The 15,738-nt window shown below is 71.5% G+C and carries 14 protein-coding genes and 1 riboswitch; of the genes, 4 read left to right on the top strand and 10 right to left on the bottom strand.

All coding sequences use genetic code 11. The features are described from left to right. Positions 1–220: 220 nt before the first annotated feature. Positions 221–1,486, top strand: coding sequence for a hypothetical protein (locus ACN28C_RS27150; RefSeq protein ID WP_422770347.1), 1,266 nt, complete (start codon positions 221–223; stop codon positions 1,484–1,486). A gap of 85 nt (positions 1,487–1,571) precedes the next feature. Here the strand turns inward: ACN28C_RS27150 and ACN28C_RS27145 are convergent, their stop codons facing one another. From ACN28C_RS27145 to ACN28C_RS27105, 9 genes are all read right to left on the bottom strand, one after another. After that, positions 1,572–4,106: an NPCBM/NEW2 domain-containing protein gene (locus ACN28C_RS27145; RefSeq protein ID WP_422770346.1), complete on the bottom strand. Its 2,535-nt coding sequence runs from the start codon at positions 4,104–4,106 to the stop codon at positions 1,572–1,574. Between the two features lie 210 nt (positions 4,107–4,316). Next, positions 4,317–5,093 carry a low temperature requirement protein A gene (locus ACN28C_RS27140; RefSeq protein WP_422770345.1) on the bottom strand — a complete coding sequence of 259 codons (777 nt, stop codon included), beginning with the start codon at positions 5,091–5,093 and terminating at the stop codon, positions 4,317–4,319. A 61-nt stretch (positions 5,094–5,154) separates the two neighbouring features. After that, positions 5,155–5,727: a gluconokinase gene (locus ACN28C_RS27135; protein WP_422770344.1), complete on the bottom strand. Its 573-nt coding sequence runs from the start codon at positions 5,725–5,727 to the stop codon at positions 5,155–5,157. Beyond that, positions 5,717–6,946 (bottom strand): D-mannonate dehydratase ManD, encoded by a 1,230-nt coding sequence (manD, locus tag ACN28C_RS27130; protein ID WP_422770343.1) that lies wholly within the window; start codon positions 6,944–6,946, stop codon positions 5,717–5,719. Before manD ends, ACN28C_RS27135 begins: the two co-directional genes overlap by 11 nt. A 376-nt stretch (positions 6,947–7,322) precedes the next feature. Beyond that, positions 7,323–7,835: a VOC family protein gene (locus ACN28C_RS27125; RefSeq protein ID WP_422770342.1), complete on the bottom strand. Its 513-nt coding sequence runs from the start codon at positions 7,833–7,835 to the stop codon at positions 7,323–7,325. A gap of 56 nt (positions 7,836–7,891) precedes the next feature. Then, positions 7,892–8,173: a CBU_0592 family membrane protein gene (locus tag ACN28C_RS27120; RefSeq protein WP_422770341.1), complete on the bottom strand. Its 282-nt coding sequence runs from the start codon at positions 8,171–8,173 to the stop codon at positions 7,892–7,894. 6 nt (positions 8,174–8,179) lie between these two features. Further along, positions 8,180–8,239, bottom strand: a riboswitch (guanidine-III (ykkC-III) riboswitch). Positions 8,240–8,310: 71 nt separating this feature from the next. Next, complete coding sequence (locus ACN28C_RS27115; protein WP_422770340.1) at positions 8,311–9,471, bottom strand: magnesium and cobalt transport protein CorA; 1,161 nt, start codon at positions 9,469–9,471, stop codon at positions 8,311–8,313. A 323-nt stretch (positions 9,472–9,794) separates the two neighbouring features. Next, complete coding sequence (locus ACN28C_RS27110) at positions 9,795–10,070, bottom strand: MoaD/ThiS family protein (RefSeq protein ID WP_422770339.1); 276 nt, start codon at positions 10,068–10,070, stop codon at positions 9,795–9,797. 4 nt (positions 10,071–10,074) lie between these two features. Beyond that, the gene (locus tag ACN28C_RS27105) at positions 10,075–11,160 is read right to left on the bottom strand and encodes a WD40/YVTN/BNR-like repeat-containing protein (protein WP_422770338.1); all 1,086 of its coding nucleotides are present in this window, start codon (positions 11,158–11,160) and stop codon (positions 10,075–10,077) included. Positions 11,161–11,365: 205 nt separating this feature from the next. Here ACN28C_RS27105 and ACN28C_RS27100 point away from each other — a divergent pair, with 205 nt between their 5' ends. The 3 genes from ACN28C_RS27100 (at position 11,366) to ACN28C_RS27090 (ending at position 15,226) form a co-directional block, all read left to right on the top strand. Then, on the top strand, positions 11,366–12,958 hold the full coding sequence (locus ACN28C_RS27100; RefSeq protein WP_422770337.1) for a glycosyltransferase 87 family protein: 1,593 nt from the start codon (positions 11,366–11,368) through the stop codon (positions 12,956–12,958). Between the two features lie 134 nt (positions 12,959–13,092). Continuing rightward, on the top strand, positions 13,093–14,790 hold the full coding sequence (locus ACN28C_RS27095) for a sulfatase (protein WP_422770336.1): 1,698 nt from the start codon (positions 13,093–13,095) through the stop codon (positions 14,788–14,790). 58 nt (positions 14,791–14,848) lie between these two features. After that, on the top strand, positions 14,849–15,226 hold the full coding sequence (locus ACN28C_RS27090; RefSeq protein WP_422770335.1) for a VOC family protein: 378 nt from the start codon (positions 14,849–14,851) through the stop codon (positions 15,224–15,226). Positions 15,227–15,250: 24 nt separating this feature from the next. Here the strand turns inward: ACN28C_RS27090 and ACN28C_RS27085 are convergent, their stop codons facing one another. Then, positions 15,251–15,715 (bottom strand): PPOX class F420-dependent oxidoreductase, encoded by a 465-nt coding sequence (locus ACN28C_RS27085; RefSeq protein ID WP_422770334.1) that lies wholly within the window; start codon positions 15,713–15,715, stop codon positions 15,251–15,253. Between the last annotated feature and the right edge of the window lie 23 nt (positions 15,716–15,738).

Below are 15,738 nucleotides of genomic sequence, written 5' to 3'. Positions count from 1 at the left end.
ACCGCATTCCCGCCTGAGGGTGTGCGAAACGCCACCTGGGTCGATCCGAACGAAGCCCGGACTCTCGAAGCCCGGACTGTCGAAGCCCGGACTGCTGCCGCTGGTGCGGCGAGGACGTCGGCCGGGATCGGTGCCATTCGTTGACCCCTGGTCGGGTGCGTGATCAAATTCGCGGACGCACGAACCTCGATATCCGATCACATGCTCCTGGGGGTCGAAGATGTACCGGTTCCGTCGACCCGCGCTCGCCGCAGCGCTGGCGCTCAGCCTTGCCTCGGCCGGCACGCTCGCGGGCATCGTCACCGCTCCGGGTACGGCCACGGCGGCGCTGCCGACCGCCGCGGTCGCGCTCGGGGACAGTTTCGTCAGCGGCGAGGGAGCCGGCGGCTACCAGCCCGTGGTGGACATGAACGGCACGGCGCAGAGCTTCCCCGGCTGGTCCGCGCCGAACAGCAACGCCTTCTTCTGCCACCGGTCGGCGAACGCCTCGCTGCACCGGGCGAGCCTGCCCGGCATCCAGGCCCGGTTCAACCTGGCCTGTTCCGGCGGGCAGCCCTACGACATCACCAACGCCTCGGTTGGCCGGACCAAGGGGCGGACGGTCGCCGCGCAGCTCGACCAGCTCCGGGCGGTGGCACAGACCCACGACATCGACCTGGTGCTGCTCGGGCTCGGCTCCAACAACAGCTCGTTCACTTTCGGAGACGTCGCCTCCGACTGCGCCAACCGCTTCATCGCGGACGCCTGGACCGGCTGGTGGGAGTTCTGGGCGTATCTCGGCGGTCCGGTCGAGCAGGCGCCGTGTGCCGGGAACGATCTCGGCACGCCGGCCGAGTTCGCGGCCGCGACCGCCGAGACCACTGCCGCGGTACGGCAACTGCTCACCACCCTCGACCAGGTTGACGCGGACGGGCAGCACCGGATCGTCTTCCAGGACTACACCAACCCGCTTCCGTTCGACTTCGAGGCGCGGTTCCACGAGGAGGACAACCGGGACGACAGCCGGGACAAGTTCCGGGCGCTGGGCGCCGAGCGGTACGCGGCCGGCTGCCCGGTGCACCGGGCAAGTCTGGCCGCTGGTCACCTCTTCTCCACCGGCCTCGGCACTCTGGTCCAGTCGGTGCACGGCGCCATGCGCAGCGAGTTCCCCGGCGACGATCTGGTCTATCTGAACGTGCAGCGCGCCTTCGACGGCGCCCGGCTCTGCGAGACCGGATCCAGCCCGACCGGTGCGCTGGCCACCCCGATCCGGTTGCAGGACGGGCCGACCGGCGTCCCGGTGACCAGCCTCTCCGGCTACGACAAGATCGCCATCCAGCGGATCGCCAACGCCTGTGTCACGTACTTCCAGACCTGCCAGGAGTCGTGGCACCCGAACGCGGCCGGGCACGCGGTGCTCGGGCAGTGTTTGAGCGGCGCGGCGGTCACCCCGAACCGGGCGGTCTCCTGCGTCCGCTCCGGCAGCGGAGCGATCACGGTGAGCTGAAGCACCTCCGCCCGCAGGAAGGGTCGAGTCCGCACCGGCGTCGGGATCCCGGTGCGGACTCGACCTCCTGCGGTTCTGCCGGCCGTTACTCGGGGTACTCCGCCCGGACGTTGTCCACGTGCACCTCCCCGCCGCCGTTGAGGAAGATCCAGACCGCCCGTACCTGGGAGAGGTCCAGGGTCACCCCGGCCGGGCAGCTCAGGTCCGACACCTCCTCGGTGACGGTCCGACTGGCGTGTGGGTTGATCCAGGTCCAGAGCCCGCCCTGGCACCAGGCGAAGTCGGGGCCGACCTGTACGGCGATCTCGCCGACCGTGCCGAGCCCGCCGGCTCGTGCGTCGAAGCGCAGCCGGTCCGCTCCGCTCAGGTCCAGCGGTTCCGCGAAGGTCCGCCCGAACCAGTTTCCGTCCTTCGGGGTCGAGACGGTCAGCCCGTGGCTTCCCTCGGTGTGGAAGGTGCTGGTCTGCGCCACGGTGCCGCCGGAGCCCGGGTTGGCGACGGTGAACTCCTCGGTGCCGGACTCGAACGAGTAGATGGTGCGCTCCGTGGGCAGGACCGGATCGTCCGGTCCGGCGTCGCCGCAGCTCAGGATCGGCGCGGCCCAGTCGGCATGCGCAGCGCCGCCGGTGCCGCCGTCGCCGCCGGTGGTGACCAGGCGCAGCCAGAGCGCCCCGGTCAGGTCGGCGGTCAGGGTGACCGGGGCGGCGCCCAGGCTGACCGGGCCGCTGCTTGCCACCGCCGTGTCATCGACGTAGACGGTGAAGGTGACCGGTGCCGTGCCGCTGGTCGACCCGTCGTCGATCCCGACGTCGGTGACCAGCCGGGTGCAGGCGCCGCCGAGCAGGTAGACGAGCTCGCTGGGTGCGGTGGTGCCGAGTCCCCGGTGGTAGACGCGGCCGCTGATGGTGATCAGGTTGCCGTCGTTGTCGGCGCCGCCGCCGTTGCTCTGGTCCGTCTCCACCGGACCCTCGCGGTTGCCGGTGCTGACCGGAGCGACGGTGCTCAGGTGGCGCCGACCCGGCCCGGGTGGGGTGATCACCACCGAGACGACGGTGCTGGCGGTGCTGGTCGTACGCTGTCGCGGACCCCATCGGTAGTCGGCGGTGACGACGATCGGATAGCGGCCGGCGGTGGTCTGCTCGGGCACCCGGACCGTCCAGGTGGTCTTCAACGAGGCGTTGCTGTCCAGGCTGCGCCGCCTGGTGTCGCCGATGGCGTCGACCGTCCAGCCCCCGGGGGCCGAGACCGTGACCCGGACGTCACGCAGGGCGCCGACGCCCCGGTTGGTGACCGTGCCGACCAGGGTGCCGTCGCCGAGCCCGCCGGGGATCAGGTTGCCGAGCGTGCCGCCGACGGCGACCTGGGGCGGCACCGCCGCCGGGTCGGCCAGCGGTCGCACCCGGTAGACCACCGTGCCGTGCGCCGGCACGCCGGCCGAGATCACCGATTCCGCCTGGGTCACCTGCCCGGTCCAGACGTCCCGCAACCGGTACGCACCGGCCCGGCGCAGCCCGGTCTCCCGGACCGGGATGCTGACCGTGGCCAACGCGTCGGTCGAGTTGTAGAGCGCGATCGCCCGGTCGCCGCCGGCCAGCGGCTTGTCCAGCACCATCAGCCCGCCCTGGTCGGAGACGACGGCGCCCTGCACGCCGAGCCGGTCCTGGTCGATCGCGATGATGTCCCGGTTGCCGAGGATCGCCAGCGTCTCCGGGGTGGCGGTCCGCAGGTCGGTGCCGATCAGCAGCGGCGCTGCCATCATCGCCCACATGCTCATGTGGGTGCGGTACTCGAGGTCGCTCATCCCACCGTTGCCGATCTCCAGCATGTCCGGGTCGTTCCAGTTGCCCGGCCCGGCGTACGGGGCCAGCGCTGCGTTCTGCGCGATGATCGATCGGAGGCTGGCCCAGTTGTCGCTGATGTCACCGGTCGTCCGCCACAGGTCTCCGACGTCGGCGGCCCAGGTCCAGGGCTGGGACTGGCCCCACTCGCAGATCGCGTAGACGATCGGTCGCCCGGTGGCGTCGAGCGCCTCGCGCATCGCGGTGTAGCGCCGGACGAAGTCCTGCTGCGATCCGTCACCCTGGTTGTTGCAGTTGTCGTATTTCAGGTAGTCGACGCCCCAGTCTGCCCAGGTCTGCGCGTCGATCATCTCGTGTCCCAGGCTGCCGGGGTATCCCGCACAGGTGGCCGTGCCGGCGTCGCCGTAGATGCCCAGCTTCAGGCCCTTACCGTGCACATAGTCGGCGAGGCCGGCGATCCCGTTCGGGAACTTCACCGGGTCCGGCACCAGCCGGCCGTCCGGACCGCGTTCCCGCAGCGACCAGCAGTCGTCGATGTTGACGTACTCGTAGCCGGCGTCGGCGAGCCCGGAGGAGACGAGGACGTCCGCCGTCTCCCTGATCAGGGTCTCGCTGACGTCGCAGCCGAAGGCGTTCCAGTTGTTGAAGCCCATCGGCGGGGTGGGGGCGAGCGTCCGGGGCGTGGATCCGGGCGCCGTGGCGGCGTGCGGCGGGTCGGGTGCGGCGCCGGCGCGCACGGCGCCGGGTGCGGCGGTGGCGGAGATCAGCAGGGACGGGATCAGGGCCAGGACGGCCAGTGTTCGGGACCTGGCTGCGTGCATCGCACAGCACCTCCGGAGGGCGGCGACCGCCGACCGGGCGGTCGCGTCGGGAAAGTGGTGTGGACTGACGGCTGCCGGAGGCACGGGTGGTGTCCCGGACGGCGGCCATCGGCGCGTGCGACTCTGGGCCCGTACCGTGGTGGATCCACAATGCGCCAAACGGTAAGCGCTTTCCTCAACGCTCGTCAATATGTTTGCCAGTAACGCCCATCAATATCTGTGCTCGCGCCTGCCGAGCGTACGGGCGGTGTCCGAAGCGGCCACCCCGAGCGGCACCGCGACGGTGTAACCGGCCAGGGCCATCGGGGGGAGCGACAGGAAGGCTGGCGCCGTGCCGACCAGCAGCACCAGCCAGCCCAGGCGGGACCAGGCGATCCGGCCGAAGACCTGGTAGGCGAAGACGATGCGGCCGAGCAGGAAGAGGGTCGGCCCGCCGATGACCACGGCGACCAGGCCGAACCCGGCCCGGGCACGGGAGTGGCCGACAAGCATCTCGAAACCGGCAGCGGTGGAGACGATCCCGGCCACCATGACCAGATGGGTGTACGGCGCCCAGCGGGTCGCCCGGGCCGGCCGCTCGCTGATCGCCACCTGCAGGAGCGAGCCCGCGCGTTGCACGTAGATCTGCCAGAGCAACAGCATGGTGACGAACGCCAGCAGCAGCATCCCCATCCGGGTGACGGTGAGGTCGATCCGGTTGATGAGCAGCAGCGGCACCAGGATGATGTCGCCGAGCGCGAGGATCACGAACTGCTGGTAACGCTCGCCGAGATGCACGCTGGCCTTCTCGTACTGGTCCAGCGGCACCCGGCCGAGCCGGGGAGTCGGATACCGCAGCACGGCGGCGACGTAGTCGATCAGCAGGGCGACGCCCCAGAGCACGATCCTGGCCGAGTTCGGCAGGAACGCGCCGGCCAGCCAGAGTGCCCCGGAGAGCGCAACAGCCTGCGGGCCTCGTCGCTCGGCATCGAGCTGCCGCGCCACCACTCGCCGTTCGCCCTGCTGCCTTCGCCCACCTATATCCGAACGATCGACGGGCGGGTAGGACTTAGCCCGGGACGATGCGGTTCAGGTCGAGGCCGTCGACCGCGGCCGTGACCAGATCCTCCGGGGTCGCGGCGACGTCGAGGGTGAGGACGTGCTCGTCCGGCCCCGGTGGTTCGAGGGTGGCGAGCTGCGAGTCGAGCAGGCTGGCCGGCATGTAGTGTCCGGTCCGCCGCGACATCCGCTCCCGGATCACCTCGGCCGACCCGTGCAGGAACACGAACTCGACGCTCGGTGGCCCCTGCCGGAGCAGGTCCCGGTAGGAACGCTTCAACGCCGAGCAGGCCAGGACGGTGGAGACCCCCTCGGCGGCCCGGCCGGCCATCCAGTTCGCCAGCTCGCGCAGCCAGGGCCAGCGGTGTACGTCCTCCAACGGCACCCCGTCGCGCATCAGCGCCACGTTGGACTCCGGATGGAACTCGTCCGCCTCGGCGAAGACCAGCCCGGTCGCCGCGCTGATCCCGACGGCGACGGTGGTCTTGCCCGATCCCGAGACCCCCATCACCACCACGTGTCGGGTCGCCGCACCGGGGACCGGAGCGCCGCCGGACGACCCGGCGCCGGCCTCACCAGTCATGGACGGTGCCGTCCTGCAGCCGGTTGAACGGCAGGTAGGCCGGCTGGTACGGGAACCGGGCCGCCGCCTCCTCGTCCAGCTCGACGCCGAGCCCCGGCCGCTCACCCGGGTGCAGGTAGCCGTCGGTGAAGGTGAAGGACTGCCGGAACACCTCGTCGGTCAACGGGCCGTGCCGCATGTACTCCTGGATGCCGAAGTTGTGGATCGCCAGGTCCAGGTGGAGCGCGGCGGCCATCCCGACCGGGGAGATGTCCGTCGGCCCGTGTATCCCGGACTTGATCTGGTACTGCGCGGCGAAGTCGAGCAGCTTGCGCATCGCGGTGATCCCGCCGGTGTGCGTGACGGCGGAGCGTACGTAGTCGATGAGCTGCTCGCGGATCAGCGTCTGGTAGTCCCAGACGGTGTTGAAGACCTCGCCGATCGCCAGCGGGGTGATGGTGTGCTGCCGGACCAGCCGCAGCGCCTCCTGGTTCTCTGCCGGGGTGCAGTCCTCCAGCCAGAACAGGTCGTACGGCTCCAGCGCCCTGCCCAGCCTGGCGGCCTGGATCGGGGTCATCCGATGGTGCCCGTCGTGCAGCAGCGGCAGTTCCGGGCCGAACTCGTTGCGGACCGCCTCGAAGACGGTCGGCAGGTGCCGCAGGTAGGAGCGGGTGTCCCAGTCCTCCTCGGCCGGGAGCGGAGCGCGCTGCGCCGGCTCGTAGTCGTAGCGGGTGCCGCCGACGCTCGGCTGGGTGGCGACGCCGTAGACCGCGTTGATGCCGGGGACCGAGGTCTGCACCCGGATCGACCGGAAGCCGAGCTCGAGGTGGTGCCGGATCGAGTCGAACAGCTCGGGGATGTCCCGGCCCGACGCGTGCCCGTACGCCATGATCCCGGTCCGGGACGCGCCGCCGAGGAGCTGGTAGAGCGGCATCCCGGCGGCCTTCGCCTTGATGTCCCAGAGCGCGACGTCGACGGCGGCGATCGCGGCCATGGTGACCGGCCCGCGCCGCCAGTACGCCGACCGGTAGAGGAACTGCCAGGTGTCCTCGATCCGGTGCGGGTCCCGCCCGATCAACAGTGGTACGACGTGGTCGGCCAGGTAGGAGGCGACGGAGAGCTCGCGTCCGTTGAGGGTGCCGTCGCCGAGCCCGGTGATCCCCTCGTCGGTGGTGATCTTGAGCGTGACGAAGTTGCGGTCCGGACTGGTGACGTTCACGTCGGCGGCGACGATCTTCACGACTTGCCTTTCTGCGCTGCAGTGCAGGGTCACGCGGGAGGTTCGGCCAGCGCGAGCAGCCCGAGCGGGCAGTGCGGCCCGAGCTGTACGTCGTACACCCCGGCCGGTGCGGCGATTTTACGGACCCCGGTGATCCCGCCGACATGCACCGGGGGTCCGGTTGGTTGGGCGGGCGACCCGACTACTACCTGAGGCCGCACGATCCGCACGGGCGGGCGCCACAACTGCACTCCGACGTGGCCCGGGCGATCCAGCGGCACGATGTCGGGAAGGCAGCGCCGACCCGGCCGCCGGAACGGCCGGAGCCCTTCCCTGCCGCCGGAACGGCCGGAGCCCGCTCCAGCCGCCGGAACGGCCGGCCCGGCGGACGGGACGGTCAGTCCGGCCGGGCGAAACCGCCCCGGGGGGCGATGATCTCCAGGTTGGTGCCGTCCGGGTCGTCGAAGTAGGCGACCCGGGTGCCGGCGGCGTCCGGCGGCGAGACCTCGTCCGGGATGAACGTGTAGGCCGGACCGAGGAAGTCGATGCCGGCGGCCCGCATTCGGTCGTAGACGGCCGGCAGGTCGTCGACCTCGAAGCAGAGGTGCATCGAGCCCGGCCGGTTCGCGGCCACCTGGGCCGGCTCGCCGGCCGGTTCCCGGAACTGGATCAGGTCGATGTCGAGGTTGCGTAGCCGGAAGGTGGCGTACCGCAGCCGGGTGCTGGGCAGCCCCTGCGCGGCGGCGAACCCGGCGCCGTGCATGCTCTCGTCCCGGACCACCGGCTCGATTCCGGTGAGCGCCCGATAGAATGCGACCGAGCGGTCCAGGTCGGCGACGGAGATCCCGACGTGCGCGGCCGTGTCGAGTCCGATCGACACCGTCGACGGATCGGGAACGGCGCTACCCATCGTGCCTCCTCCGGCGGGTTTGTAGGCAGCCGGGTCGCGGCGGAGTTCCCGGGGTCTCACGGGTGTAAACCGGTGCCTTCCGCCTCGTGCCCGTGCCGCCGGTCCCGGCCGTGCCGCCGGGCCAGCGACACGGTGGAGATGACCGCCCAGCTCGCCTCCAGCAGCAGGAAGCCCCACGACCGGTGCAGCAGAGCGATCACCGCCAGTACGGCCGAACCGGCGATGTTCAGCAGCAGGTAGCGGGCGGAGTGCGGGGAGAGTCGGCGGGTCTGGGCGGCGGCGAAGGCCGAGAGGATCAGCAGCGAACCGACGATCTCGATCAGGTCGACAGGTGTCATGATCTCTGCGCGCCGTCTTTGCGGGGCCGGGTACGGCAGCGCTCTCGTCCGGGGCGGTCGCGGAAGGGCGCCGCCTGACGACCGATGATAGCTCGGGTGGCGCCGGGTGCCCCGGAGCCGGTCCAGAGCGCTCCAGGTCAGAGCCAGTCGCGGCGCTTGAAGACCACGAAGAGCGTGGTGCAGACCACCAGCATCAGGAAGAGCGCGAACGGATAGCCGAAGACCCAGTGCAGCTCGGGGATGTGGTCGAAGTTCATCCCGTACACCGTGCCGATCACGGTCGGTGCGAAGAGGATCGCGGCCCAGGCGGAGATCCGCTTGATCTCCTCGTTCTGGGTGTAACTGGCCACGGTGAGGTTCTTGACCTCCTCGTTCTGCGACTGCGAGACCAGCGTGGCGTTCAGGGTGAGGATGTCCGCCAGGATCTGCCGGAACTCGCTCACCCGCTCCGAGGCCGTGGTGGCGTGGTCGGCCACGTCGCCCAGGTAACGCCGCAGCTCCTCGTCGGTGCCGTACTTCTCGAAGCCGGCGGTGAGCCCCTGGAGGATGTCCAGCAGCGGCCGGGTGGCCCGCTGGAACTCGATCACCTCGCGGGAAAGCTCGTAGATCCGGCGGCTCACCCGGGGGTCGCCGCCGAAGACCTCGGTCTCGATCTCGTCGATGTCGTTCTGCAGTCCGCCGACCACCGGGGCGTACCCGTCCACGACGCTGTCCAGGATCGCGTAGAGCACCGCCTCCGGGCCGCGCCGCAGCAGGTCGGGGTCGTTTTCCATCCGGCGGCGTACGGCGGTCAGATCGGGTGCCTGCCCGTGCCGTACGGTCAGCACGAAGTTCGCCCCGACGAAGACGTGCACCTCGCCGAAGTCCACCTCCTCGGCCTCGTCGAGATAGCGGGCCGCCCGGAGCACCACGAAGAGCGTGTCACCGTAGCGTTCGAGCTTGGGGCGCTGGTGCGCGACGATGGCGTCCTCGATCGCCAGCTCGTGCAGCCCGAACTCCTCGGCCACGGTGAGCAGCTGCGCCTCGGTCGGGCGGTACAGCCCGATCCAGGCCATCGTCCCGGGCTGCTCCCGGAGCCGTTGGCAGGTCTCCGCGAGGTTCGGCGGGCCGTCGATCCGGTGCCCGTCCCGATAGATCGCGGAGGTGACGACGCTCTCCTCCACCGGCGCCGGCGCGCTGCCCGGCTCGCCCGCCCGGGGATCCATCGACAGCTCCGGCGGCGACTGCGGATACCGGTCCTGGGAGCGGCGCAGGGCCCGCTTCGCCGGACGCAGGGCACGCGAACGCCAGTCGGACACGGGCAGCCTCCACAGCGACGACGACATGCGACAGGTGCGGGGACCGACACGTGCGGGAACCCCACGGAAGAGTGGATCACGTCCCGGTCGACCACCTGCCCGGACCGCCGCCCCGTCCCACGCCCGCCCCTGGCGAGGACGACAGCGGCCGGCGGAGGACGGCAGAGCCTCCGGCGGAGGACGGCAGAGCCTCCGGCCGAGGGACGGCAGAGCGCCGGCCGACGGCACGGAACGCCGACCAACCCCACGGTAGGCGGAGCGGCGGGCGTTCGCACCCCGAGTCGCGGACAACGGTCGGTCCGGCCCCGGGGTGGTGCGGGTGGTCAGCCGCCGGCGACGGAGGGGATGACCTGGATCTCCGCCCGCTCGGGTACGGCGGTGTCGAGGCCGCCGGTCTGTCGGCAGTCCTCGCCGTCGACGTAGACGTTGACGTATCGCCGCAGCTCGCCCTGCTCGTCCCGGATCCGCCGGGCCAACCGGGGCCACCGGATGGCGACCTCGTCGAGCACCGCCCGCAGCGTGCCCGCCGCGCCGACATCCAGCCGGCCGACACCGGCCGTCTCGGCGCGCAGCGCGGCGGGCACCAGAAGGGTGGCCACCGGCTCAGACCTGCGCGGCGCGGACGCAGAGCACGTCGGGCAGGTGGGCGGCGACCAGCGACCAGGAGTCCCCGTCGTCACGACTGGCGTAGACCTCGCCGGAGCGGGTGCCGAAATAGACCCCGGCCGGCTCGGCGTCGTCGACGCACATCGCGTCGCGCAGCACCGCCGGATAGAAGGGCCCGGTCGGCAGCCCGGCGCTCAGCGGCTGCCAGGTGTCGCCCGCGTCGGTCGAGCGGAAGACCCGGCAGCGCCGGTCCACCGGGAAGCGCTCCGCGTCCGCGACCAGCGGAAAGGTGTAGACCGTGCCGCCCCGGTGCGGATGGGCGACGATGGGGAAGCCGAAGTCGCTCGGCAGCCCGTCGGCGATCGACTGCCAGCTCAGCCCGCCGTCCTTGGAGCGGTAGACGCCGTGGTGGTTCTGCGCGTAGAGCTGGTCGGCGTCGGCCGCGTCCCGGGCGACCTTGTGCACGCACTGCCCGAACTCGGGCCACTCGTCGGGCAGGAAGTAGGCGCGGATGCCGGTGTTCTGCGGCTGCCAACTCGCGCCGGCATCGCCGCTGCGGTAGACCCCGCCGGTCGACATGGCGACCAGGATCTGCGCCGGATCGTCCGGGTGCGGCAGCACGCTGTGGATCGCCTGCCCGCCGAACCCGGCACCCCACTGCTCGCGGTGCGGGTGGTCCCAGAGCGACCGGACCAACTCGTAGCGGATGCCGCCGTCGACCGACCGGAACAGGGCGGACGGCTGGCTGCCCGCGTAGACCACGTCGGGCTCGTCGGCCGGGCCCGGGGCGAGTTGCCAGACCCGTTCCAGGCTCGCCCCGGCGCCGGCCGGGAAGGCGACCGGCGGCTCCGCCGGCTCCTGCCAGGAGACGCCGAGATCGTCGCTGGTGGCGACGCTGGGGCCGAAGTGCGAACTGGTCACCCCGGCGAGCAGCCGGGGCGTTGCCCGCCGCCTGTCGACGGCGACCGCGTAGACCCCGGTCATCGGAAAGTGCGGGCCGTCGACCTGCCAACTCCTGCGTCCGTCGCTGCTGGTGGCGAGGAAGAGGCCCTTGGCGGTGCCGATCGCCAACAAGGCTGTCATGATCATCCCTCCGGTGGGCAGAGGTGTGCCGTCGTCGTCCGGCGGCCAGTATGCCGAGCGGCACCGACAGAATCCGGCCCGACCGGGCCGGTGACAGCGGAGTGGTGGGGGAGAGTGGTGGGGGAATTGTCGGCCGGAGCGGCCGGCTCGCCCGACTGTCCCGTCTCGCGCCCGTCTCGCGCGATGCGCGATCTAGACTCACGCCGTGCGCGATCGAGGGGTGGCAGCGGCAGCCTGGATCGTCTTCGGCCTCATCGCGGTCGTCTCGTCGGTGCTCGTCTGGCACCGGCCCGACTGGGATCGCCTGTCGGACCTGCACATCTACCACGGGGCCATCCGCCACCTCCACGCCGGCCAACCGCTCTACGACTACGTCGCCGCGAACGGCGGGCCGTTCACGTACCCGCCCTTCGCGGCCCTGGTCCTCTCGCCGATCGGACTGCTGCCCGAGGGCGTCGTCCAACTGTGCTGGCTCGTCCTGACCTGTGCGGCGATCGCCGCCATCGCGGTCGCGGCGGGTCGCGCCGTCCCCTCGACCCGCTACCCGCGACCGGTCGTGGCGGCGGCGATCGCCTGCGCGCTGATGGTCTCCGCGCCGGCGCAGAGCAACCTCCGCTTCGGTCAGGTCAGCGTCTTCATCGTGCTGCTGGCCCTGGTCGACGGGATGGGGCTCACCCCGGCCCGGTACCGGGGCGTGCTGGTCGGGGCCGCCGCCGCGATCAAGCTGACCCCGCTGCTGTTCGTGCTCTTCTTCCTGGTCTCCGGCCGCTGGCGGGACGCCGGCCGGGCCGTCACCGCCTTCGTCACCTGCGGCCTGGTCGGCGCGGTCGTGCTACCGGCGGAGAGCTGGACCTTCTGGACCGGGACCTTCCTCAACACCTCCCGGATCGGCAACCTCGCCTCGCTGGGCAACCAGTCCCTGCACGGCATGCTGCTGCGGGCCGGTGCCGCCGGAGAGACCTTCCCGCTGCTCTGGGCCGGCCTCGTGCTGGTCGTCTGCGGCATGGCGCTGCTGCGCGCGCGGCAGATGGCGCTCTCCGGGCAGCCGGCACACGCGGCCGTGCTGGTCGGCTGCGCCACGGTGGCGGCCTCCCCGGTCTCCTGGACGCACCACCAGATCTGGCCGGTGCTGGCCGCGATGCTCCTGATCGGGGCGTACGGGGTGGCGCGCCGGGTGGCAGGTGTCGCGCTGCTGGTCGTGATGGTGCTGTCGCTGGGCGCACTGCTCAGCCAGGTCTCGATGACGCCGGGACTCCAGTTCCTCTTCGAGAACTCCCGCGCCCTCGCCACCATCACGGTCTGCCTGGCCGGGGTCGGCGGGGTCACGGTCGCGGCGGTCGCCACCGGCCGGCGTACGCCGACAGCCCGGAGCTGGCTGCGGGTGGCCGGCGCGGCGGTGGGCGCGATCGCCTTCTTCGCCGTACAGCCACTGCCGGCGGGGGCCGATCCCACCTTCAAGGCGTACTCGATGGCCGACGTGCACAACCCGCGCTACTTCTTCGTCTGCCGCAGCGTGGCGGAGTGCGCGGCGTACGGCGCGGGCGCGCCCATCACCTTCGGGGTCACCGCCGAGAAGACCAAGGTACGGGTGAACGGGGTGACCGACGCCCGGGTGGCCCGGCTGGAGTACCAGTCGGCGCCGGGTGGTGCCGCCCGGAGCATCCCGCTGCTGGAGGTCTATCCGGGGCAGTGGCTCTTCTCGTTCCGCTCGGCCAACCTGGCGCACGGGCGGCTGACCGCGTACGGCCCGGACGGCCACCCGATCGCGGTCTACAGCGAGGAACTCGCCGTCCGGTGAGGTCGGGTTCGGGTCAGACGGGTCTGTTACCGTGGCCCGCGGCTCACGACGGCGGCGCGGGTCGGTCATCCAGTGGCGAGCGGGCGTCACCGACTTCGCAGGGAAGGGCTTTTCGGTTGTCGGTTTTCACGCGCTTGCGACGGCTGTCGGGCGACGCTCCGTCGACCACGGCCGCCGCGCCGACCCCCACCGACCCGGAGGCCGGAGCATCGGCGGACGGCGGCGGCCGGCGTGGCCGGGTCCGGAGCGTCGCGGCCTGGCTGACCAGCATCCTGGCGCTGCTGCTGATCGCCTTCGCCCTGCTCGCGCCCAACCAGCTCAGCCTCTTCACCCCGTGGGCGTTCCTGCGGCTGCCGGTCGAGGCGCTCTTCGTGGTCGCGCTGGTGCTCGTCCTGCCGGCCTGGGCGCGCCGGGCCGTGGCCGTGCCGGTCGGGGTGCTCCTCGGCCTGCTGGCCATCGTCAAGGTCATCGACATGGGGTTCTTCGCGGTGTTGGCCCGGCCCTTCAACCCGGTCTTCGACTGGATCTCGTTCGAGGCCGGCACCGACTTCGTCGAGGAGTCGTACGGCCGGACCGGCGCCGTCGTCGCGGTGGTCGGGGCCGCGCTGCTCGCCGTGGGGCTGCTCGTCCTGATGACGCTCGCCGTGCTGCGCCTGACCCGGCTGGTGGCCCGGCACCGCCGGGTGGCCACGCACACCGTCGCGGTGCTCGGTGCCGCCTGCGTCGTCTGCGCCGTCTTCGGGGTGCAGATCGTGCCCGAGGTGCCGGTAAGCACCCTGACCTACGATCGGGTGCAGCACGTGCGCGCGGCCCTGCGTGACCACGAGGTCTTCGCCGCCGAGGCCCGGGTCGACGCGTTCCGCGACACTCCGGGCGAGCAGTTGCTGACCGGCCTGCGCGGCAAGGACGTGGTCGTCGCCTTCGTCGAGAGCTACGGCCGTTCGGCGGTGGACGACCCCTTCTTCGCCCCGCAGGTCGGCACGACCCTCGACGCCGGTTACACCCGGCTCCGCGCGGCCGGCTACGCGGCCCGCAGCGGCTGGCTCACCTCACCGACCACCGGCGGCGGGAGTTGGCTGGCCCACGCCACGCTGCTCTCCGGTCTCTGGATCGACAACCAGTTCCGCTACACCCACCTCGTCGCCACCGACCGGATGACCCTCAACCGTGCCTTTCAGCGGGCCGACTGGCGCACGGTCGGCGTGATGCCGGGCATCACCCAGACCTGGCCGGAGGGGAACTTCTTCGGCTACGACGAGGTGCACGCCTCGAAGGAGCTCGGCTACCGTGGCCCGCAGTTCAGCTGGGCCCAGATGCCGGACCAGTACACGCTCTCCGTCTTCGAGCAGCGCGAGCACGCCGGGCCGGACCACCCGCCGGTGATGGCGACGATTCCGCTGGTGTCCAGCCACGCACCCTGGAACCCGCTGCCGGAACTCGTCGACTGGGAGGAACTGGGCGACGGGTCGATCTTCGGCCCGATGGCCCGCGCCGGTGACTCGCCTGGCGACGGTTGGCAGGACAACAGCTGGGTGCGTACCCAGTACGGGCGTGCCGTCCAGTACTCGTTGAACAGCATCGTCTCCTATCTGGAGCGGTACGGCGACGACCGGATGGTCTTCGTCTACCTCGGCGACCACCAGCCCGCGCCGCTGGTCACGGGTGAGAACGCCAGCCACGACGTCCCGATCACCATCGTCGCCAGGGACCCGGCCGTGCTGGACCGGATCTCGGGCTGGGGCTGGCAGGAGGGCCTGAAGCCCGGCCCGCAGACCCCGGTCTGGCGGATGAGCGACTTCCGGGACCGTTTCCTGACCGCCTTCGGGTCGTAGCGGTCCTCGGGTCGTAGCGATCGTCTCGACAGGTCGACATCGTCTGGAGGACCGGCACATGCCCGACAGCCCCGCGCTGACGCTGACCACCGTCAACCTGAGCGCTCCCGATCCGGGAGCGCTCGCCCGCTTCTACGAGCGCCTGCTCGGCTGGCCGATCACCGAGGAGGAGCCGGACTGGGTGGTGCTGCGCAACCCGTCGGGCGGGGTGGGGCTGGCCGTGCAGACCGAGCCGGCGTACGCCCGGCCGATCTGGCCGGCCCGCCCCGGTGACCAGCAGATGATGATGCACCTGGAGATCCAGGTCGACGACCTGCAGAGCGCCGCCGCGCACGCCGTGGCGTGCGGCGCCACCCGCGCCGAGTACCAGCCGCAGGACGATGTCCTCGTGCATCTCGATCCGGCCGGCCACCCCTTCTGCCTCTATCTCGGCTAGTTTCCCGGCGGCACGTCCACGCCGTCAGTCGGCGAGGCGGGCGGGGAAGCCGCCGGTGGCCACCGGCCCCCAGCTGTCGATGGTGACCCGGATCAACGACTTGCCCTGCTGGCGCATGGCCTCGCGGTACTCGTCCCAGTCCGGGTGTTCGCCGGAGATGCAGCGGAAGTATTCGACCAGCGGCTCCAGCGCGGCCGGTAGGTCGAGCACCTCGGCGGTGCCGTCGAGGTGGACCCACGGACCGTTCCAGTCGTCGGAGAGGACGCAGACCGACACCCGGGGATCCCGCCGGGCGTTGGTGGCCTTCGCCCGCTCCGGGTAGGTCGAGATGACGATCCGGCCGTCGGCGTCGACGCCGCAGGTGACCGGGGAGGACTGCGCCCGGCCGTCCGGACGGGTGGTGATCAGGATGGCGCGGTGCCGGGTCCGGAGGAAGTCGAGGAGTTCGGCCCGGTCGACCCGGTTGTTGGTGGCGATGGAGCGGCTCATTGCCCGTTTCTATCAGCGTCGCC

The organism is Plantactinospora sp. WMMC1484 (genome assembly GCF_049315195.1).
In the GTDB taxonomy this organism is placed as follows: Bacteria; Actinomycetota; Actinomycetes; order Mycobacteriales; family Micromonosporaceae; genus Plantactinospora.
Note: the sequence above shows the minus strand (reverse complement) of the source record. Positions and strands in the feature narration are given on the sequence as shown.